This is a genomic window from Cupriavidus sp. 96C5-1, from assembly GCF_057798855.1.
Map to the genome: position 1 here is coordinate 175,764 of NZ_JBYOJU010000002.1, position 20,111 is coordinate 195,874.

Sequence of the window (20,111 nt, forward strand, 5' to 3'; positions counted from 1 at the left end):
GGTGTCACGGTTTCAGCCACGGCAGGCTGTAGAGTTTGCCGTTGTTGGCGAAGGACTTGCCCAGTTGCTGCCGTACCGCGGGCGACGTCTGGTAGATCCTCACGAAGCGGGCGATGCGCGGGTCGCCGGCGTTGTCCTGCCGGCTGACGAAGCGGATGGCGAAGTAGAGATCGTCCACGCCAGAGTAGAGCAGGCCGGCACCGGCGATCTGCGGTTTGCCGGCATTGACGAAGTGCGCCGGGTAGCCTTGCGCCAGGTCTACGTCGTCAAGCGCGCGCACCAGTTGCGGGCCTTCGATCTCGACGAACCTGAGCTTCTTCGGGTTGGCGACGATATCGTCGAGTCCGCCGCGCGCGCCCACCCCGTCGCGCAGCTTGATCAGTCCGGCCTTCTGCAGCAGCAGCAGGCCACGGCCCTGGTTGACCGGGTCGTTGGCCACGCCGACGCGCGCGCCTTCCTTGAGTTCGTCGAAGCGCTTGATGCGGCTGGAGTACAGGCCGATATTGGGCAGCACGCCGACGGCGACGCTCCTGAACGCATAGCCGCGCTCCCTGACGGCGTTGTCGAGGAAGGCCTGGTGCTGGAAGTAATTGAGGTCGAGATCGCCGGCGGCCAGGGCCACGTTTGGCGTGGTCCAGTCGGTGAGTTCCACCACCTTCACGTCCAGCCCCTCTTTGCGCGCTTCGGCGGCGGCGACTTCGACGGAGTCGGCCAGCGAGCCGGGCGTGACGCCGATCCGCAGCGGCGCCGCATGCGCTGCGGCCGCCATGGCGAAGGTGGCGGCGGCAACAGCGAGTAGTCGTTTCAGTTTCATGATCTTCAATGCCTCTTGTGCTTTCGGTGTCTTCAGTGGTTTCATTGCATTCAGTATGGCGAGCGGCGCTCAGTCCCGGCCACGGCGGAACCCTGCCGCCGCATGCCGCGCCGGCAGGGTGTCGTCCCCGGCAAACAGTTTCCGGCGCAGGCTGCCTTCGGCATAGGCGGTCTTGTACAGGCCGCGGTTCTGCAATTCCGGTACCACCAGGTCCACGAAGTCCTCGTAGCTTTCCGGCACTACGGTGCGGCTGAGGTTGAAGCCGTCGATGCCGGTCTCCTCCACCCACGATTGCAGCTCGTCGGCGACCTGCCGCGCATCGCCCACGATGGCGGGATAGCGGCCGCCGAGCTCGAACAGTTCGAGCAGCTTGCGGCGCGTCCAGCCATGCTGCTGCGCGGTGCGCGTGGCGGACTCGATGGCATTGCCGCCGCCGTAATCCACCGGCGCGTCGAGATCGTATTTGCCGAAATCCACGCCGGTGCTCGCGGCAAAATGCGCAAGGCCGGCTTCGCGGCTCGCGTAGTCCTTGTACTCGGCGTATTTCTGGCGGGCTTCGGCGGCGGTGCGGCCGGGCACCACGGCGGTGCCGGCAAAGATCCTGATGTCGTCCGGGCGGCGCCCGGCCAGCACCAGTTGCTCGCGCAGCGCCTTGACGGTGCTGCGCGCGGCCTCCTTGCTCGGCGGCGAGATGAACACGCACTCGGCATGGCGCGCGGCAAACTGCTGGCCGCGCCCGGAGCTGCCGGCCTGGAACAGCACCGGCGTGCGCTGCGGGGAGGGTTCGGCCAGGTGATAGCCTTCGACGTTGTAGTACTTGCCGGCGTGCCGCACCTTGTGCACCTTGCCGGGGTCGGCGAACACGCGCGCGGCCTTGTCGCGCCGCACCGCGCCGTCTTCCCAGCTGCCTTCCCAGAGCTGGTAGAGGACTTCCAGGTATTCGTCCGCGCGGTCGTAGCGCTCGTCGTGCGCGATCTGCCCGGCGAGGCCCATGGCGCGCGCGGCGCTGTCCAGGTAGCCGGTGACGATATTCCAGCCGACCCGGCCGCGCGTCAGGTGGTCCAGCGTGGAGAAGCGGCGCGCCAGCAGGTAGGGCTGCTCGTAGGTCAGGTTCACGGTGACACCGAAACCGAGGTGCTGCGTGACCGCGGCCATGGCCGGCACCAGCAGCAGCGGATCGTTGACCGGCAGCTGGATCGACTCGCGCAGCGTCGCGTCCACATTGTTCTGGTAGACGTCGTAGACGCCGACGATATCGGCGATAAACAGCCCGTCGAACAGGCCGCGCTCCAGCGTGCGTGCCTGCCCGGTCCAGTATTCCAGCGTGTTGTAGCCGGTCGAGCGGTCGCGCGGGTGCGTCCACAGGCCGTGATTGATATGCCCCACGCAGTTCATGTTGAAGGCGTTGAGCAGAATTTCCTTGCGTGCCATTACAGCGCTCCGTGCCGGCTGGGAAGCCGGTCGTTGAGATAGAAGTTGCCCACGGCGTGATACTTCCAGCGCACCGGGTCGTGCAGGGTGTGGGTGCGCGCATTGCGCCAGAAGCGGTCCAGGCCCAGGTGATCGAGCGTGGCGGCGGTGCCGCCCAGCTCGAACAGCTTGCTGCCCGCCAGCAGCGAGGCGGTGGTGGTCAGCACGCGCGCCTCGGCGACGGCGATGGAGGCCTCGGCCACGCTGCGCTCGGTGGGAGCAAGCTGGGCGGCATCGACGATGCGCCCGGCGCGGCGCACCAGCGCCTCGGCGGCACGCAGGCGTACCGAGACGTCGCCCACCTGGTGAATGGTGAGCGGGTCTTGCGCCGCGCGGTCCACGCCAGCATCCACCCAGGGCCGGGCGCGCTCGCGCACGAAGGGCAGGGTCGCCTCGAATGCCCCGCGCCCGATGCCGAGGTCGATGGCGGCGTGCAGGATCTGCGCGACCGGGCCGATCGTGGTTGGTGTCGCGAAGGAAGCCAGGAAGGGCACCACCCAGTCCGCCTGCACGCGCACGTGATCGAACGAGACCGAGCCGCTGCCGGTGACGCGCTGGCCGAAGCCGTCCCAGTCGTCGACGATGGACACGCCCTGCGCGCGGCGCGGCACGAAGGCAAGGTAGGTGACCTCGCGCCCGTGCTCTTCGGCGACGACCAGCGTCGGGATCCAGTGCGCGTAGAGTGCGCCGGTGCAGTAGAACTTCCTGCCGTCCACGCGCCAGCCGTCGCCGTCGGGCGTGAGGCGGGTGCGGCGCTTGAAGTCCTTGTGGCCGATTTCGGCAAGGGCGTTGCCGAAGCGCTCCCCGGCCAGCGCGCGCTCGTAGAAGAACCGCTTCTGCGCGTCGCTGCCACCCACGCGCAAGACTTCCAGCGCGTAGAAATGGTTCTGCGGGATCTGGCCGAGCGAGCCATCGGCGGCGGCGATGATGGCGATGACCTCGGCCAGCGTCACGTTGGACACGCCGGCGCCGCCGTACTCGCGCGGCACCGTGATGCCCCACAGGCCGCTGGCGCTGAAGGCGTCCAGTTCGGCCCAGGGCAGGTGGCGCTCGCGGTCGCGCAGCGCTGCCCCGGGCGCGAACTGCGCCGCCAGCCGGCGCGCGGCCAGGATGGCATCTGCATCGTCGCGGATCGACTGGGGCGGCTGCGCGGGCGGGGCGGCTGGGGCGGGGCGGCTATCGGTGGGAACCGGGGACAGGAGCACGGACATATCAGTTCCAGGAGTGCCGCGCGGGCAGCACGTGGTTAAGGTGGTAGTTGCCGATCAGGTGCGTTTTCCAGCGCACCGGGTCGTGCAGGGTGTGGGTGCGCGCGTTGCGCCAGTGGCGGTCGAGGTTGTGCTTCGCCCGCGTGGCGGACGAGCCGGCCAGCTCGAACAGCTTCTGGCTGGCTTCCAGCGCGATTTCGGTGGTCAGTACCTTGGCCTCGGCCACGGCCACCGAGGCCCGGGCGCTGGCTTCGGCATCCAGCGGCCGGGCGGCGATGGCATCGAGCGTGCGGCCGGCTTCGAGCAGCACTTCGCGCGCGGCGTGCACGTCGATCTGCAGGCGGCCGACGTCCTGGATGATGTAGGGGTCCTGCGTGGCATGATCGATGCCGGCGTCGATCCAGGGCCGGGCATGCTGGCGCACGAAGGCGATGGCATCGGCCAGCGCGGCTTCGGCGATACCCTGGTCGATGGCGGCCTGGATCAGCTGCGAGGTCGGCCCGTACAGGCCGGGCCGGTCGGCCAGCTGCCAGATCGGCAGCACATCCTCCGGGTTGACCGGCACGTTGTCGAACACCACGCTGCCGCTGGCGGTGGTGCGCTGGCCGAAGGAGGACCAGTCGTCGACGATGCTCAGGCCCCGCACCTCGCGCGGCGTCCACACCTGCACGCTGCGGCCCTGCCCGTCGAGCGCGCGTGCCGGCACGCGGTGCGCGAACAGCGCGCCGGTGGAGTAGAAGCGCTGTCCGCTCAGCCGCAGGCCCTGCGCGGTTTCGGTGAGGCGCGTGGTGCCTTGCAGGATGGTCTGGCTGTTCCCTGAGCGGCGTTCCGGGCCGGCGTTGCCCAGGCGCGCGCCGCTCAGTATCTCGCCATAGAAGCGGCGCTTCTGCGATTCGCTGCCGATCTCGCGCAATACACCCAGCAGGCCGAAATGGTTTTGCGGAATCTGGCCGAGCGCGGGGTCGGCGGCGCACAGGATGGCGAAGACTTCGGCCAGCGTGGCGTAGGACACCCCGGCGCCGCCGTATTCGCGCGGCACGGTGATGCCGCCCAGGCCGCTCTCGGACCAGCGGTCCAGTTCCTCCCACGGCAGGCGGCGTTCGCGGTCCCGTTCGGATGCGCCGTAGGCGAACACGGCCGCGAGCGCGTGCGCTGCCCGCAGCGCTTCGTCATCGCCGGCGATGCGGTGCACGCGCGCGGGGTCCGGCAGGCGCGCCGGCGGGGCGGGGATGGGGGGTGCCGGAAGGTCGGATAGTCTGGTGGTCATGGCAGTCGTGTATGAAGTCAGGGCTGGCCCGGCGCCCGCGGGGGCCGGCAATCGGCTGCGTGGGACGAGTGGGAGCGCAAGGAGGCCGCGGAGGTCGAGCAGGGGCGATAGCGCTTCCGCTTCCGCGAGAGATTGCCGGCGTGCCTGGCTGCGGGGGGCGATGGGACAGCATGGCTGCCCTGCCGGGTGGGCGGATGCGCTAAGTCAATCATTCACGCATTGCAGCATGGAGCCCTGCTGCCTTCCCACGAATTTTTGCGTAGATGCTTACTCGGTTCCGCGCTTGCGTTCGCCGGAAGAGTGCGCTAGCGGGCCCGCGCCGAGGCGGCGGGGCCGATCAACGAAGGCCTGGCGGGGAATGCGGGAGAGCGGCCCGGGGATGGCGCGCGAAGGACCGCTGTTGCCTGGCGTGCAATGTGTGCCGGCCCTGTGCGCGGACGGACAGGGCCGGGTTTCCTTCATTGCCGGAGCCGATCCGGCCGCAATGGCGGCGCCTTGGAACTCAGGCGGAGCGCCGTGCTTCGCTTGCCCCATGCGGCGCGGCGGACAGGGCAGCGGGGCCATGATGCCGGGTCTTGCCGGCCGGATGCTGCGCCGATGCCGAGCGGCCGTGATCGATCAGCAGCACCGCCACCATGGCGATCACCGCCGGCACGGCGATGGCGATGAAGTTCTGCTGCAGCGGCAGCGCCATGCCCACCAGCGCACCGATCACGATCGGCGCCAGGATGGCCCCGCTGCGACCGACGCCTGACGCCCAGCCGATCCCGGTGCCGCGCACGGCCATCGGGTAGAACTGGCCAGCATAGGCGTAGGTGACGATCTGCGTACCGATGGTCGAGGCGCCGGCCAGCGCCACCAGCACGAAGAGTACCCCGGTCGGCACCTGGTAGCCCAGCAGCGTGATCGATACCGCTGCCAGCCCGTACATCCCCACCAGCACATGTTTGATATTGAAGCGGTCGGCCAGCCACCCGCCGCCGATGGCGCCGATCATGGCGCCGAAATTCAGCACCAGCACGAAGGTCAGCGCCGAGCCCAGGCTGTAGCCGGCGCCGGCCATCATCTTGGCCAGCCAGGAACTGAGCGCGTAGACCATGAACAGGCACATGAAGAACGCAACCCAGAACATCACGGTGCTGAAGCCGCGGCCGTCCTGGAACAGTTTGCCGATGGGCGCATCGGCGGCCTTGTCTTCGGCCGGCAGGGCGAAGCTGTCGCCCGGTTGCGGCCGGTAGCCCGGCTCCATCCTGGAGACAACGCCCTTCAGCGTATCGATGCGGCCCGACTTGATCAGGAACGGCATCGATTCCGGCAGCCATTTCAGCACGGCGGGGATCAGCAGCGCCGGCAGGCCCGCGGCGATAAACACCGACTGCCAGCCGTAGCTCTCGATCAGGCCCTTGCCGAGCAGGGCGGCCAGCATGCCGCCCACGGAGTAGCCGCTGAACATCAGCGTGACCATGGTGCCGCGGATCCTGCGCGGCGAGTATTCGGTCATCTGCGCCACCACATTGGGCATGACCCCGCCGATGCCCAGGCCGGCCAGGAAGCGGGTGACGCTGAACGCGATGGGGTCGCTGGTGAATCCGGCGGCGGCGGTGAAGGCACTGAACAGCAGGATACAGATGGCGATGGCCCGGCGCCGGCCGATGCGGTCGGCCACGGTGCCCATGAAGATGGCGCCAAACATCATGCCAAACAGCGCGGAGCTGACCATGAAGCCGGCGCTGGTGGCGTCCACCCCCATGCTCTTCATGATGGAGGGCAGCGCGATGCCGACCACGGCGAGATCGTAGCCGTCGAAGATGATGATCAGCGCGCACCAGAACAGCACCAGCCCGTGGAAGCGGTTGAAGCGGGCCTCGTCGGCCAGCTTGTGGACATCGATTTGACGCATGGGTTGTCTCCTTTTCTTGGCTCTTTGGATTTTCTTGAGGGGCTTCTGCGAGGGGGCATTGCAAGCAATCCCTCTCCCACTTGTGGGAGAGGGGCCCGGGAGAAGGCGGGCGCTTCAAGCGGTGCGGCACGCTGGATAAAACCATTGGCTTCGCTTCCAGTGGCTCCGGTCAAGCCACCCTTCTCCTCGCCCCCCCTGATGGGAGAGGGCGTAATCGCCGTCGTCATTCCAGACGGCGCTGGCGCATCCTGTCAGTTTCGCCCGGCGCCTCGGGGATCGGCGAGCTCAGGCCGGCGCGCCCTCCAGCTCGCGCAGCCTGAAGCGCTGGATCTTGCCGCTCGCCGTCTTCGGCAGCGCGTCCACGAACTCGATCGCACGCGGATACTTGTAGGGCGCCAGGCGTTCCTTGACGAAGGCCTTCAGGTCCGCGTCGCTGACCTGCGCGCCGGGTTTGCGCACCACGAATGCCTTGGTCTTGATGAGGCCTTCCCGATCGGGCACGCCGATGACGGCGGCTTCCAGCACCGATGGATGCTCCATCAGCGTGGCTTCCACCTCGAACGGTGAGACGTAGATGCCGCTGACCTTGAGCATGTCGTCGCTGCGCCCGGCGTAGCAGTAGCTGCCATCGGTATTGCGCACATACTTGTCGCCGCTCTTGGTCCACCCGCCGCGAAAGGTTTCGCGCGATTTCTCGCGGTCGCCCCAGTACATCAGCGCCGCGCTCGGGCCCTGGATAAAGAGGTCGCCCACCTCGCCGTCGGGTACCGGGCGGCCGTCCTCGTCGCGCAACTCGACCGCGTAGCCCGGCACCGGCCAGCCCGTGGTGCCGTAGCGCACTTGCCCAGGGCGGTTGGACAGGAAAATATGCAGCATCTCGGTGGAGCCGATGCCGTCGATGATCTCGCAGCCGAAGTGGGCGGTGAACCGTTCGCCCAGGTCCGCCGGCAAGGCTTCGCCAGCGGAGGAGCACAAGCGCAGCGCGACCTGCGCGCGCGCAGGCAGTCCGGGGGCGGCGAGCATGCCGGCGTAGCCGGTCGGCGCGCCGAAGAACACCGTGGGCCGGTTTGCCAGCCAGCGCCTGAACGTGGCCTCCGGCGTCGGCCGCTCGGCCATCAGCACCACGGTGGCGCCGACGCTGAGCGGGAAGCTCAGCGCGTTGCCCAGGCCATAGGCGAAGTACAGCTTGGCCGCCGAGAAGCAGATGTCCTGTTCGCCCAGGCCGAGGATGGGCCGGGCGTAGAGCTCGGCGGTCCAGTAGGGATTGGCCTGGCTGTGCAGCACGCCCTTGGGGCGGCCGGTGGAGCCCGACGAATATAGCCAGAAGCCCGGGTCGTCCGGGCCGGTGCCGGCGGGCGCGGCCAGCGGCGCGTGGCGTTCGACCAGCGCGTCGAGCGCGGTCATCCCCTGGTCCAGCGGCCCGGCGGGATGCGAGACGATCACCGTCTTCACTTCATGATCGCCCTGGGCGAAGGCTTGCCGCAGCACCGGCAGCAGCGCGCCCGATACCAGCACGGCCTGCGCGCGGCTGTGCTGCAGCATATAGGCATAGTCGTCGGCCGTGAGCAGGGTATTGACCGCCACCGGCACGATGCCGGCGTAGATGGCGCCGAGAAAGGATACCGGCCAGTCGTTGCAGTCGTGCATCAGCAGCAGCACGCGCTCTTCGCGGTGAATGCCGCTGGCCTGCAGCGCGGCGGCCATGCGGCGGATGCGCTCGGCCAGCTCGCCGTAGCTCAGGCTGCCGTGGTCGTCGATATAGGCGGTCTTGGCCGGCCTGCCGACATTGCGCGCAATGAGGTGCTGGGCGAAATTGAATGGTGTCCCCGGCGGCTGGACCTGTGGTTCGGCTGTCATGCTTGTCTCCCCGTATCGATGGATCGATGTCTCGGTGGGTTTGCGGCCGCGCGCCGATCTGGCGGCATGGATCGGCGGCGAGGCTTATCGGTATAGATGCGCCAGCACATCGGTGCTGGCTTGCACGGCGCTGCGCCGGTGGTAGAAGGTCAGCGCCCGCAAGCCCCCCAGTTCCTCGCCGCCGCCAGCGCGGCCGGGGCCGCCGTGCAGCGACTGCGGCATGACGTTGCCGTGGCCGGTGTGCAAGGCGCCCACGTCGGGGGAAACCACATGCACGCGCCCGTGGCTGTCTGCCAGCTCGATGGCGGTGGCGGCAAGCGCGGCGGCATCGCTGCCGTACAGGGACGCCACCAGCGAGCCCTGCCCGCGCCGCACCAGCGCCAGCGCATGGCCGGCGTCGCGATAGGGCACCAGCGTGGCTACGGGGCCGAAGACCTCGGTGTCGTGGACGCGATCGGCGGCATCCGCGTCGCGCGTGCCCAGCAGCGTGGGACCGGCGCAGCAGGCCACGGCCGCGTCGGCATCGACCAGCGCGTGCGTGGCGCCGTCGTGCAGCACTTCGGTTTGCGCCCGCAGGTGTTGCAGGCCTGCGCGCACGGCCTGCAGCTGCGCGCGGCTGACCAGCGCGCCCATGCGTACCGACTCGTTGCGCGGGTTGCCCACGGTGACCTTGCGCAAACGTGCGGCGATGGCTTCGGCGGCTTCGCCATACTGTGCTTGGGGCACGAAGATGCGGCGGATGGCGGTGCATTTCTGCCCCGACTTGACCGTCATTTCACGCGCGGCTTCCTTCGCCAGCAGGTCGAAGGCCTCGCTGCCGGCCGCTTCACCGGGCAGCAGCAGGGCGGAGTTCACGCTGTCGGCCTCGATATTGACGCGCACCGAGCGCTGCGTCACTGCCGCATGCGAGCGGACCAGCGCGGCGGTCTCGGCCGAGCCGGTGAACGACACCACGTCGAACGGCTGCAACTGGTCGAGCAGCCCGGCCGCGCTGCCGCATACCACCGACAGGCTGCCCGGCGGCAGGATGCCAGCCTCGATCACGTCCCTGGCCATGCGCTGGGCCAGCCAGGCGGTGGCCGTGGCGGGCTTGACGATCACTGGCACGCCGGACAGCAGGGCCGGTGCGGCTTTCTCCCACAAGCCCCAGCCCGGGAAGTTGAAGGCGTTGATCAACAGCGCCACGCCGCGCGTGGGCACCAACACATGCTGCGACTGGAACAGCGGCTCCTTGCCGAGCCGCGCGGCCTCGCCATCCAGCAGGTAGCGCCGCTCGCCCAGCGATTCGCCGAGCTTCGCATACGTGGCGAGCGTGAAGATGCCGCCATCGATGTCGACCGCTGAGTCGTTCTTCACGGTGCCGCTGTTGGCGGTGGCGATGTCGTAATAGGCGTCGCGGTTGGCCTGCAGGACCTTGACGATGGCAGCCAGCATGGCGGCGCGCTCGCGGTAGGTCAGCGCGCGCAAGGCCGCGCCGCCTTGCGCGCGGGCGTAATCGAAGCCCGCCGCAAGGTCTAGCCCGGTGGCATCGACCCGCGCGAGTTCATCGCCAAGTATGGGGTCGAACAGCGCCGCGCCGCTGCGGGTGCCGGCCTGCCAGCGGCCGCCGAAATAGTTGGAAAGCAATGCCGTCATGGCGCCGTCCTCAGCGGGTGAAATCGATGCGCCCTTCGGGCAGCAGGTAAAGGACCAGCGCGCGGCCCTGCGTGACGGTGGGCCGGTGCGCACTGCCCGGCGGGCAGACCAGCCAGCCCGCCGGCCGGCCATCGAACCGCGCCTCGCCCTCGACGGGCATGATCAGGTCGATCTCGCCGTTGGGATGGGTGTGATGCGGTCCGGCGATGTCCTGCATGTCGACCACGTCGACCGAGAAGCCGTGCAGATCGGCGGCCGGCTTGAAGATGCGGCCATAGCGGATGCCGCCGCCTTCGCGGTCGCACAGCCAGCCCTCGGCAACGCCTGCCTCGCAGGCGGCCTTCAATTCGCGATACGTGGCGCTGCCGGCGCCGTGCTCGGCGTTCAGCCAGGCATCGAGGGCGGCATCCAGCGGCCGGCCGGCAATATGCGCCGTGAGCCGCGCGATCTGCCCGCGGAATTCGGTAGGGGACATCTGGGGGACTCCATTAGACTTGGGTGGGTTGCATACCCGCGTTTCATGCATTATTGTGCATGAGTGAAACATAGAGCCGTCATCAAATCATGTCAAGCACTATATTGCATGTTCCCGGGTTAACGCGGGCCTCCCCGGATGAGCGCGATGCGGACGCCATGCGGCGCGACGGCACCGGCGCAGCGGCCGGTCACGGGGAGAAAAATGCCTTCCTGGTCTCGCTGGGCGAGCGCGTACGCGAGCTTCGCGCGCGGCGCGGCCTGACCCGCAAGGCCACGGCGCAGGCGGCCGATGTGTCCGAGCGGCATCTCGCGAACCTGGAGTACGGCAGCGGCAACGCGTCCATCCTGGTGCTGCTGCAGATCGCGGCGGCGTTGCATTGCTCGCTGGCCGAGCTGCTGGGCGATGTCTCCACCTCCTCCCCGGAGTGGCTGCTGATCCGGGAACTGCTGGAACACCGCGACGAAGCCACCCTGCGGCGCGTGCGCGTCGCCATCGGCGAGATGCTGGGCACCGGCGGCGGCAACGCCGCGCGCAGCCCGCGCGTGGCGCTGATCGGCCTGCGCGGCGCCGGCAAGTCGACCCTGGGCGCGATGCTGGCCGACGATCTCGGCTTTCCCTTTGTCGAACTCAGCCGCGAGATCGAGCAGTTCGCCGGCTGCAGCATCTCGGAAATCCAGGGGCTGTATGGCATGAACGCCTACCGCCGCTATGAGCGGCGCGCGCTGGAAGAGGCCATCCAGATCTATCCGGAAGCCGTGATCGCCACGCCGGGCGGCCTGGTCTCCGACCCGGCCACCTTCAATCTGCTGCTGGCCCACTGCACTACGGTGTGGCTGCAGGCGGAGCCCGAGGATCATATGAGCCGCGTGCGCGCCCAGGGCGATCTGCGCCCCATGGCCGCCAGCAAGGAGGCGATGGAGGATCTGCGGCATATCCTGGCGGGCCGGGCGGCGTTCTACTCGAAAGCGGAGTTCAGCGTCGATACCAGTGCCGAGCCGCTGGAGCCCACCTTCCAGGCGCTCCGGGATGTGGTGCGCCGCGCCTTGCAGCTGCCGCTTTAGCCACCCGGTCCGGGTGGGCGGATGCTCAGGCGCCACTCAACATGAAAGATGCACAATAATGCTTGACGATGGTTTTGTGAATGCACTATAGTTCTTTCATCAACACCCAAAATCACTGCACTATTGTGCTTCATCGCTGAGGAGACACAGCCATGACTACCGCCCCCCGCGTCGACTACCAGACCGACCCGTCCCAATACAAGCACCTGAAGCTGACGTTCGACGGTCCTGTTGCCACGCTGGCGGTGGACATCGACGAGAACGCCGGCCTGCGTCCCGGCTACAAGCTCAAGCTGAACAGCTATGACCTCGGCGTCGACATCGAGCTGAACGATGCGGTCAACCGCATCCGTTTCGAGCATCCCGAAGTGCGCACCGTGGTGGTCACCAGCGGCAAGGACAAGGTGTTCTGCTCCGGCGCCAACATCTTCATGCTCGGCGTCAGCAGCCATGCCTGGAAGGTCAACTTCTGCAAGTTCACCAACGAGACGCGCAACGGGCTGGAGGATTCGTCGCAGCACAGCGGCCTGAAGTTCCTCGCCGCGGTCAACGGCGCCTGCGCCGGCGGCGGCTACGAGCTGGCCCTGGCCTGCGACGAGATCATCCTGGTCGACGACCGTTCTTCCGCCGTGAGCCTGCCCGAAGTGCCGCTGCTGGGCGTGTTGCCCGGCACGGGCGGGCTGACCCGCGTGACCGACAAGCGCCATGTGCGCCACGACCTCGCCGATATCTTCTGCACCACCACCGAAGGCGTGCGCGGGCAGCGCGCCAAGGACTGGCGCCTGGTGGACGAGATCGCCAAGCCCGCCGTGTTCGCGCAGACGGTCCGGGATCGCGCGCTGGCCCTGGCCGCGCAGAGCGACCGTCCGGCCGACGGCAAGGGGGTGCCGCTGACCCCGCTCGCGCGCACGCTTGAAGCCGATGCCTTGCGCTATGCCCATGTCACCGTCGAGATCGACCGCGCGGGGCGCAAGGCCACTTTCACCGTCAAGGCGCCGTCGGGCCCGCAGCCGCAGAGCCCCGGCGCCATCGCCGAAGCCGGCGCCGCCTGGTATCCGCTGCAACTGGCGCGCGAACTGGAAGACGCCATCCTGTCGATGCGCACCAATGAACTGGACATCGGCACCTGGCTGATCAAGACCGAAGGCGACGCCGCCGGCGTGCTGGCCATGGATGCCACGCTGCTCGCCAACAAGGAGCACTGGCTGGTGCGCGAGACCATCGGCCTGCTGCGCCGCACCTTCTCGCGGCTGGATGTGTCCTCGCGCAGCCTGTTCGCGCTGATCGAGCCGGGCTCCTGCTTTGCCGGCACCTTCCTCGAACTGGCGCTGGCCTGCGATCGCAGCTACCACCTGGCGCTGCCGGACGACGAAGCGCGCGCCCCGAAGATCACGGTCGCCGAGACCAACTTCGGGCTGTACCCGATGGTGACCGGACAAAGCCGCCTGGGCCGCCGCTTCTACGACGAGCAAGCGGCGCTGGACGCGGTGCGCGCCAGGGCCGGCCAGCCGCTCGACGCCGATGCGGCCTTCGCCGTGGGCCTGGTCACCGCCAACCCGGACGACATCGACTGGACCGACGAGGTGCGCATTGCCCTCGAAGAGCGCGCGGCCATGTCGCCGGACGCCCTGACCGGCATGGAGGCCAACCTGCGCTTCAACGGGCCGGAGAACATGTTCACCCGCATCTTCGGGCGCCTCACCGCCTGGCAGAACTGGATCTTCCAGCGCCCCAACGCGGTGGGCGAGAAGGGTGCGCTCAAGGTCTATGGCAAAGGCGACAAGGCCGCGTTCGACTGGAACCGGGTCTGATCCGGCGTCCCGCTTCATCGCCATCGAGCAGCTCGAGCATCGTTGTGCGGCGCCTGTCCAGGTGGAGCGCCGCAACCGAAACCGCACTCTCTCCACCAATGCCAATGCATAGCCAGATACGGAGACCATGATGTCCGGCATCAACTACAGCGACAAGATCCCCAACAACGTCAACCTCAGCGAAGACCGCACCCTGCAGCGCGCGCTCGAGCAATGGCAGCCCAACTACCTGAGCTGGTGGAACGACATGGGCCCGGACGGCTCGCAGAATTTCGACATCTATCTGCGCACCGCCATCAGCGTCGACCCGCAGGGCTGGGCGCACTTCGGCCATGTGAAGATGCCGGACTACCGCTGGGGCATTTTCCTGAACCCCGCGGAAGCCAACCGCAAGATCCATTTCGGCGACCACAAGGGCGAGGATGCCTGGCAGGATATCCCTGGTGAATACCGCGCCAACCTGCGCCGCATCATCGTGACCCAGGGCGATACCGAGCCGGCCTCGGTGGAGCAGCAGCGCCACCTCGGCCTGACCGCGCCGAGCATGTACGACCTGCGCAACCTGTTCCAGGTCAACGTGGAAGAAGGGCGCCATCTGTGGGCCATGGTCTACCTGCTGCACAAGTATTTCGGCCGCGACGGCCGCGAGGAAGGCGAAGCGCTGCTGGAGCGCCGCAGCGGGCAGCAGGACAACCCGCGCATCCTGCAGGCGTTCAACGAAGAGACCCCGGACTGGCTGTCGTTCTTCATGTTCACCTACTTCACCGACCGCGACGGAAAGTTCCAGCTATGCGCGCTGGCGGAAAGCTCGTTCGATCCGCTGGCCCGCACCACCAAGTTCATGCTGACCGAGGAAGCGCACCACATGTTCGTCGGCGAGAGCGGCGTGTCGCGCGTGATCCAGCGCACCTGCCAGGTCATGAACGAACTGAAGACCGACGATCCCGCCAGGCTGCGCGCTGCCGGCGTGATCGACCTGCCGACCATCCAGCGTTACCTGAACTTCCACTACAGCGTCACCATCGACCTGTTCGGCGCGGACGAGTCGAGCAATGCGGCCACCTTCTACAGCACCGGCCTCAAGGGCCGCTACGAGGAGGGCAAGCGCACCGACGACCACGTGCTCAAGGGCCAGACGTACAAGGTCCTGCAGGCGTCCGGCGGGCATCTCACCGAGAAGGAAGTGCCCATGCTCAACGCGCTCAACGAAGTATTGCGCGACGACTACATCAAGGATAGCGTTTCCGGCGTGGAGCGCTGGAACAAGGTCATCGAGAAGGCCGGCATTCCGGTTCGCCTGAAGGTGCCGCACAAGGCATTCCACCGCAATATCGGCGCACTGTCGGGGGTGAAGGTTTCCCCGGACGGCCGCGTGGTTTCCGAGGCGGAATGGAAGGCGAACGTGGACCAGTGGCTGCCGAGCGAAAGCGACCGCGCCTTTGTGGCCAGCCTGATGGGCCGCGTGGTCGAGCCCGGCAAGTTCGCCAACTGGATCGCGCCGCCGGTGATGGGCATCAACCGCCAGCCGGTGGATTTCGAATACGTGCGCTTCAACTGAGCGGCATGCGAAAGCACGCGGAAGACACACGCAAGAGATAGACAGAGACAGGCGCGGGGCCCGCAGGCCCCGCGCCCGAAGGCCCCGGTCACAGGGGTCGCTTCACCCCCGGAGATCGCCATGGACTTGTCCGACATCCAGGTCATCAGGCAGCACCTGATCGACCCCGAGATCTGCATCCGCTGCAATACCTGCGAGGCAACCTGCCCGGTCGCAGCCATCACCCACGATTCGCGCAACTACGTGGTCGATGCGGACAAGTGCAATGCCTGCATGGCCTGCATCTCGCCTTGCCCGACCGGATCGATCGACAACTGGCGCACCGTGCCACGCCCCAAGGCCTACAGCACCGCCGAGCAACTCGGCTGGGACGAACTGCCGGCCGAGCTGTCGCCGGAGCAGCTTGCGGAGCAAGGCGTGGCGGTGGGCGCCGAGCCCATGCCCGAAGCCGTGGTTTCCCTGCCCGGCGCCGTCAGCGGCGAAGCGGCATTCAACAGCGCGCAGTATGGCGCCACCGTGCCGCCGTGGTCCGCAGCGCATGCCTATACCAACCTGTATGGTGCCAAGGGCGCCGGCAAGACGATCACCGCCACGGTGACCGGCAATGTGCGCGTTACCGAGGTTGGCCGCGACTACGATACCCACCACATCGTGCTGGACTTCGGCGCGTCGCCCTTCCCGGTGCTGGAGGGCCAGTCCATCGGCATCGTGCCGCCCGGGGTGGATGCCGCCGGCCGCCCGCACCACGCGCGCCAGTATTCGCTGGCCAGCGCGCGTAACGGCGAACGCCCCGGCTACAACAATATCTCGCTCACCATCAAGCGCGTGCTGGAAGACCATCAGGGCAATCCGGTGCGCGGTGTGGCGTCGAACTATATGTGCGACCTGCAGGTGGGGGACAAGGTAGAAGTGATCGGGCCCTTCGGCGCGAGCTTCCTGATGCCCAACCATCCGCGCTCCAACATCGTCATGATCTGCACCGGCACGGGCAGCGCGCCGATGCGTGCCATGACCGAGTGGCGCCGCCGGCAGCGCAAGTCCGGCAAGTTCGAAGGCGGCAAGCTGATACTCTTCTTCGGCGCGCGCACCAAGGAGGAACTGCCCTACTTTGGGCCGCTGCAAAACCTGCCCAAGGATTTCATCGACATCCACTTTGCTTTCTCGCGTACGCCCGGCCAGCCCAAGCGCTACGTGCAGGACGTGATGCGCGATCGCGCCGCTGACCTGGCGCCCTTGCTTGCCGACCCGAGCACCTACTTCTATGTCTGCGGGCTGAAAAGCATGGAAGAGGGCGTGGTGCTGGCCTTGCGCGACGTGGCGCAACAGGCTGGCTTGTCCTGGGAGACGCTGGGGGCAGCGCTCAAGAAGGATGGGCGGTTGCATTTGGAGACTTACTGACTGCCCGGAAGAGTAGAGGCATGGGGCTGGGGCTGGGGTGACGGGATGCGCCAAAGCCATCGGCAATGATAACGGCTGTCACTTCATTCAAGCGTTCGGGTTTAATGGTTTTTTTATAATGAAGCGATGTGGTTGCTTTTGTTATTTCGAGATTTTGTAGGGACCTGATGATGGTCTGCAGGGCCTAAAGGCGGAGTGGTGTCAGGCTCTTGGGCACATGGAGGTGTCACTTTTCTTTACTCGTAAAGAAAAGTAACCAAAAGAAAGCGATCCTTGCAGGAGGCTGGCGTGTCGGGCTTGGTGGGTTTGCGGATTCGTGGTGGGCGCGGCGGTTCTAATAAACTGCTGGCGCTACCGGCGCGAACGGCATTGTCATTGCGAATGACGGTGTTTTCATTGTATGACCCCTGAATGACGATCTCGCTTGCCCATTCAGGCATCTGCCGTTACCAGTTTATATGGCCACTCGAACACGAACGGCACTGGTTTCGTCGTGGGCGCGGTGGCCCCAGATTTTGGGTATTCGCCTCAAGCCGGGGCCACCGCGTCCACGACGAAACCAGCAAGGATCGGGAGGCAGTGGCCATTCGCGCCGGTAACGGCAGATGCGTGAGTCACCACGGGCCAGTGCCATCAGGGGCGCTATACTGAAACCAGTGGCATCCGCATTGGCAATGCCATTCGCGCCGGTAGCGCCAGCAGTCATGCAGGACTGCCGCGCCCACCACGAATCCGCAACGTCACCAATCCCGATAAGCCAGCCCCCCTGCAAGGGGTCGCTTTCTTTTGGTTACTTTTCTTTACGAGTAAAGAAAAGTGACACCTCCATGTGCCCAAGAGCCCGCCGCCACTCCGCCTTTAGGCCCTGCAGACCATCATCAGGTCCTAAAAAAGACAAAATATACTACTGAAAACAAAATACATTAATGCGCCAAAAGAGCCCGTCACTACTCAGATTTTAGGCCATGAAACAATAAATCAATAACAACAAAAAATTAAAAATAATCCGGCGTACAAATGCATGGCGCGCAATCCATGCTTGTGAGAGAAAGCCCATGCCGGCCCACCACGCTGCAGTTCTCCGAGGCAGTGCCAAAGCGGCCCGGATAAGCGTCGATGGACGGTGCGGGACCCCTTTTGCTCCTGAGCAGCCACGCACTCGCAGCAAACGGCGCAGGCACGCTGCGCTGCCGGTGCGGAGCAACCCGGATAGCCGCCGCGCATATTGTTTCGTACCATGGCCAGGCCGGCCAGGTCACTCCCGACCCGTCCGGCTCAAACCAGAGGCCATGGCATGCAAACCAGTCAAACCAGCCAAGCTAAAGAAACGCATTTCCATCTCGACACGCAGGATGGCCACCGGATAGAGGCGCACCGCTGGCAAGGCGGCGCCCCGCCCCGCGCCGTGGTGCAGATCGCCCATGGCATGGGCGAGCACTCGCTACGCTATCGCGCGCTGGCCGAGGTACTGGTTGCCGCCGGCTACGTGGTCTACGCCAACGAGCACCGCGGACACGGCGCGGATGCCGCGGCCAGCGGCACGCTGGGCGATTTCGGGCCGCGCGGCTTTGCCGCGCTGGTGGACGATATGGCCGTGCTGAGCCGGTACGTGCTGGAGCAGCATGACGGCTTGCCGCTGATCCTGTTCGGCCACAGCATGGGATCGTTCGCGGCCCAGTGCTATCTGGTCGAACATAGCGGCTTGCTGGCCGGGGTGTCGCTGTCGGGCACGACGGCGGTGGATTTGCTCGCTGCGGCCGCGCAGGCGGGCTTCAAGCTCGAAGACCTGAACGCGACGCTGCCCGACAGCCGCACGCCATTCGACTGGCTCAGCCGCGACCCGGCGCAGGTCGATGCGTATATCGCCGATCCGCTGTGCGGGTTCACGGTCATGCCGGAGTCGCGCGTCTCGATCTTCACCGAATGCGCGCGGCTGGCCCAGCCGGAGACGCTCACGCGCATCCGCCCGGCGCTGCCCATCTACCTGTTCACCGGCGACCACGATCCGGTCAACAATCGGCTGGCCTGGTTCGAGCCGCTGTGCGCGCGCTACCGCGCGGCGGGCCAGACGGACGTCACGTCCCACGTGTTCGGCGGGGCACGCCACGAAACGCTGAACGAAACCAATCGCGCGGAGGTGATGGCCGTCCTGTGCGCGTGGATCGAGCGGGTGGTGTCCAGCCGCTGACACCCACGGGCGCCTCAGCTCACCAGGCGCGCCCCGGTCAGGGCCTGCAAGCCGGCCAGCGTCAGGCCCTCGGCCATGGCCTCCACCCGCAAGCCGTCCGGCGTCACGCTCATCACCGCCAGGTCGGTATAGATGCGGCGGACCACGCCGCGCGCGGTCAGCGGCAGGCAGCAGCGGTGCAGCAGGCGCGGGCGGCCGTCGCGCGTGGTGTGCTCCATCAGCACCCACACCTCGCGGGCGCCGAAAGCGAGTTCCATGGCGCCGCCCACCGCGGGCGGCGTAGCCGGGTCGCCCCGGCTCCAGTTGGCGAGGTCGCCGTTCTCCGCCACTTCGTAGGCGCCCAGGATGGCCAGGTCCAGATGGCCGCCGCGCATCATCGCGAAGCTCAGCGCGGAATCGAAGATCGCCGCGCCGGGGCGCAGCGTCACCGGCTGCTTGCTGGCATTGATCAGTTCGGGATTCTCCTGCCCGGCCGGCGGACGCGGTCCGAGATGGAGGATGCCGTTCTCGCTGTGCAGGAAGACCTCGCGCTCGGGCGGGATCATGTCGCCCACCTGGGTCGGCAGGCCGATGCCGAGATTGACGTAAGCGCCTGGCCGGATGTCCTGCGCCGCGCGCCGGGCGATCTGTTCCCGGTTCCATCGTTTCATTTGGCGCTCCCCGCCCGGTCGGCTGCAACCGCGCGGACGACCCGGTGGACAAAGATGCCGGGCGTCACGATATGCTCGGGGTGCATGGCCCCGGCCTCGACCATGGCATCGACCTCCGCTACCACCATGCGCGCCGCCGTGGCCATGACCGGATTGAAGTTGCGTCCGGCCAGGTGATAGTCGAGATTGCCAAGGCGGTCGGCATGCCTGCCGCGGATCAGCGCGAAATCCGCGTGCAGTGGCAATTCCAGCACGTGCTGCACGCCATTGATCTCCCGCGTGTCCTTGCCCTCGGCGAGGACCGTGCCGGCAGTGATGGGGCAATAGAAACCGCCCAGCCCCGCGCCGGCGCAGCGGATGCGCTCCACCAGGGTGCCCTGCGCCACCAGCTCCAGCTCGACTTCGCCGCGCCGGTAGGCATCGCGGAAGGCCGTGGCGCCGGCTGTCAGCGGATACGAGCAGACCAGCTTGCGCACGCGCCCGGCTTCGATCAGGCTGGCCACGCCTTCGCCGTCATAGCCGGCGTTGTTGGAGATCACCGTGAGATCGCGCGCGCCATGCGCCAGCACCGCGCCGATCAAGCCGCGCGGCAGCCCCGCGCTGCCGAAGCCGCCCACCATCAGGATCGCCCCGTCATGCAGGCCGGCAATCGCCTCGCTGCAACCGGCTACTTCTTTGTTTGTCAATGCCATGCCCGACTTGCTCCCGATCCGTGCTGCGGCGTTGCCGCCGCCAAGCCACGCATCATGCATCGGCCAGGTCGATAGGTTCAAGTATCCAGGGATTAATTGTTGATAAGCTACGCTTATTTATCAA

The 20,111-nt window shown here is 67.1% G+C and carries 16 protein-coding genes; 5 read left to right on the top strand and 11 right to left on the bottom strand.

Features of this window, described 5'->3' with window-relative positions; genetic code table 11:
- Positions 1–4: 4 nt before the first annotated feature.
- The 8 genes from AC3FOF_RS03340 to AC3FOF_RS03375 all read right to left on the bottom strand — a co-directional run bounded on the left by AC3FOF_RS03340 (position 5) and on the right by AC3FOF_RS03375 (position 10,626).
- Positions 5–814, bottom strand: coding sequence for a MetQ/NlpA family ABC transporter substrate-binding protein (locus tag AC3FOF_RS03340; RefSeq protein WP_488725763.1), 810 nt, complete (start codon positions 812–814; stop codon positions 5–7).
- A 69-nt stretch (positions 815–883) separates the two neighbouring features.
- On the bottom strand, positions 884–2,245 hold the full coding sequence (locus AC3FOF_RS03345; protein ID WP_017230309.1) for an LLM class flavin-dependent oxidoreductase: 1,362 nt from the start codon (positions 2,243–2,245) through the stop codon (positions 884–886).
- Positions 2,245–3,495 carry an SfnB family sulfur acquisition oxidoreductase gene (locus AC3FOF_RS03350; protein ID WP_488725764.1) on the bottom strand — a complete coding sequence of 417 codons (1,251 nt, stop codon included), beginning with the start codon at positions 3,493–3,495 and terminating at the stop codon, positions 2,245–2,247. Before AC3FOF_RS03350 ends, AC3FOF_RS03345 begins: the two co-directional genes overlap by 1 nt.
- Before the next feature lies 1 nt (position 3,496).
- Positions 3,497–4,759 carry an SfnB family sulfur acquisition oxidoreductase gene (locus AC3FOF_RS03355; RefSeq protein ID WP_488725765.1) on the bottom strand — a complete coding sequence of 421 codons (1,263 nt, stop codon included), beginning with the start codon at positions 4,757–4,759 and terminating at the stop codon, positions 3,497–3,499.
- A 502-nt stretch (positions 4,760–5,261) separates the two neighbouring features.
- On the bottom strand, positions 5,262–6,659 hold the full coding sequence (locus AC3FOF_RS03360) for an MFS transporter (protein WP_276264071.1): 1,398 nt from the start codon (positions 6,657–6,659) through the stop codon (positions 5,262–5,264).
- A 285-nt stretch (positions 6,660–6,944) separates the two neighbouring features.
- Entirely contained in the window at positions 6,945–8,516 is a 1,572-nt protein-coding gene (locus tag AC3FOF_RS03365; RefSeq protein ID WP_488725766.1) for a benzoate-CoA ligase family protein, read from the bottom strand.
- 84 nt (positions 8,517–8,600) lie between these two features.
- Positions 8,601–10,151 carry a 3,4-dehydroadipyl-CoA semialdehyde dehydrogenase gene (locus AC3FOF_RS03370; RefSeq protein ID WP_488725767.1) on the bottom strand — a complete coding sequence of 517 codons (1,551 nt, stop codon included), beginning with the start codon at positions 10,149–10,151 and terminating at the stop codon, positions 8,601–8,603.
- A gap of 10 nt (positions 10,152–10,161) precedes the next feature.
- On the bottom strand, positions 10,162–10,626 hold the full coding sequence (locus tag AC3FOF_RS03375) for a DUF4863 family protein (protein WP_276264068.1): 465 nt from the start codon (positions 10,624–10,626) through the stop codon (positions 10,162–10,164).
- A gap of 89 nt (positions 10,627–10,715) precedes the next feature.
- On the opposite strand from AC3FOF_RS03375, the gene AC3FOF_RS03380 reads away from it, so the two are divergent.
- The 4 genes from AC3FOF_RS03380 (at position 10,716) to boxA (ending at position 16,457) form a co-directional block, all read left to right on the top strand.
- Positions 10,716–11,690: a helix-turn-helix transcriptional regulator gene (locus AC3FOF_RS03380; RefSeq protein WP_488725768.1), complete on the top strand. Its 975-nt coding sequence runs from the start codon at positions 10,716–10,718 to the stop codon at positions 11,688–11,690.
- A 152-nt stretch (positions 11,691–11,842) separates the two neighbouring features.
- The gene (boxC, locus tag AC3FOF_RS03385; protein ID WP_488725769.1) at positions 11,843–13,501 is read left to right on the top strand and encodes a 2,3-epoxybenzoyl-CoA dihydrolase; all 1,659 of its coding nucleotides are present in this window, start codon (positions 11,843–11,845) and stop codon (positions 13,499–13,501) included.
- 130 nt (positions 13,502–13,631) lie between these two features.
- A complete protein-coding gene (gene boxB, locus AC3FOF_RS03390; RefSeq protein WP_276264072.1) occupies positions 13,632–15,059 on the top strand; it encodes a benzoyl-CoA 2,3-epoxidase subunit BoxB in 1,428 nt (475 codons plus the stop codon).
- 120 nt (positions 15,060–15,179) lie between these two features.
- The gene (gene boxA, locus AC3FOF_RS03395; RefSeq protein ID WP_488725770.1) at positions 15,180–16,457 is read left to right on the top strand and encodes a benzoyl-CoA 2,3-epoxidase subunit BoxA; all 1,278 of its coding nucleotides are present in this window, start codon (positions 15,180–15,182) and stop codon (positions 16,455–16,457) included.
- A 236-nt stretch (positions 16,458–16,693) separates the two neighbouring features.
- Here the strand turns inward: boxA and AC3FOF_RS03400 are convergent, their stop codons facing one another.
- Positions 16,694–16,897 carry a hypothetical protein gene (locus AC3FOF_RS03400; protein ID WP_488725771.1) on the bottom strand — a complete coding sequence of 68 codons (204 nt, stop codon included), beginning with the start codon at positions 16,895–16,897 and terminating at the stop codon, positions 16,694–16,696.
- Positions 16,898–17,751: 854 nt separating this feature from the next.
- Between AC3FOF_RS03400 and AC3FOF_RS03405 the strand changes: the two genes are divergently transcribed.
- Positions 17,752–18,645, top strand: a complete 894-nt coding sequence (locus AC3FOF_RS03405; protein ID WP_017227228.1) for an alpha/beta hydrolase — start codon at positions 17,752–17,754, stop codon at positions 18,643–18,645.
- A 14-nt stretch (positions 18,646–18,659) separates the two neighbouring features.
- Here the strand turns inward: AC3FOF_RS03405 and AC3FOF_RS03410 are convergent, their stop codons facing one another.
- Positions 18,660–19,295 (bottom strand): 3-oxoacid CoA-transferase subunit B, encoded by a 636-nt coding sequence (locus AC3FOF_RS03410; protein ID WP_488725772.1) that lies wholly within the window; start codon positions 19,293–19,295, stop codon positions 18,660–18,662.
- Positions 19,292–19,981 carry a CoA transferase subunit A gene (locus tag AC3FOF_RS03415; RefSeq protein WP_488725911.1) on the bottom strand — a complete coding sequence of 230 codons (690 nt, stop codon included), beginning with the start codon at positions 19,979–19,981 and terminating at the stop codon, positions 19,292–19,294. Before AC3FOF_RS03415 ends, AC3FOF_RS03410 begins: the two co-directional genes overlap by 4 nt.
- Positions 19,982–20,111 lie beyond the last annotated feature (130 nt).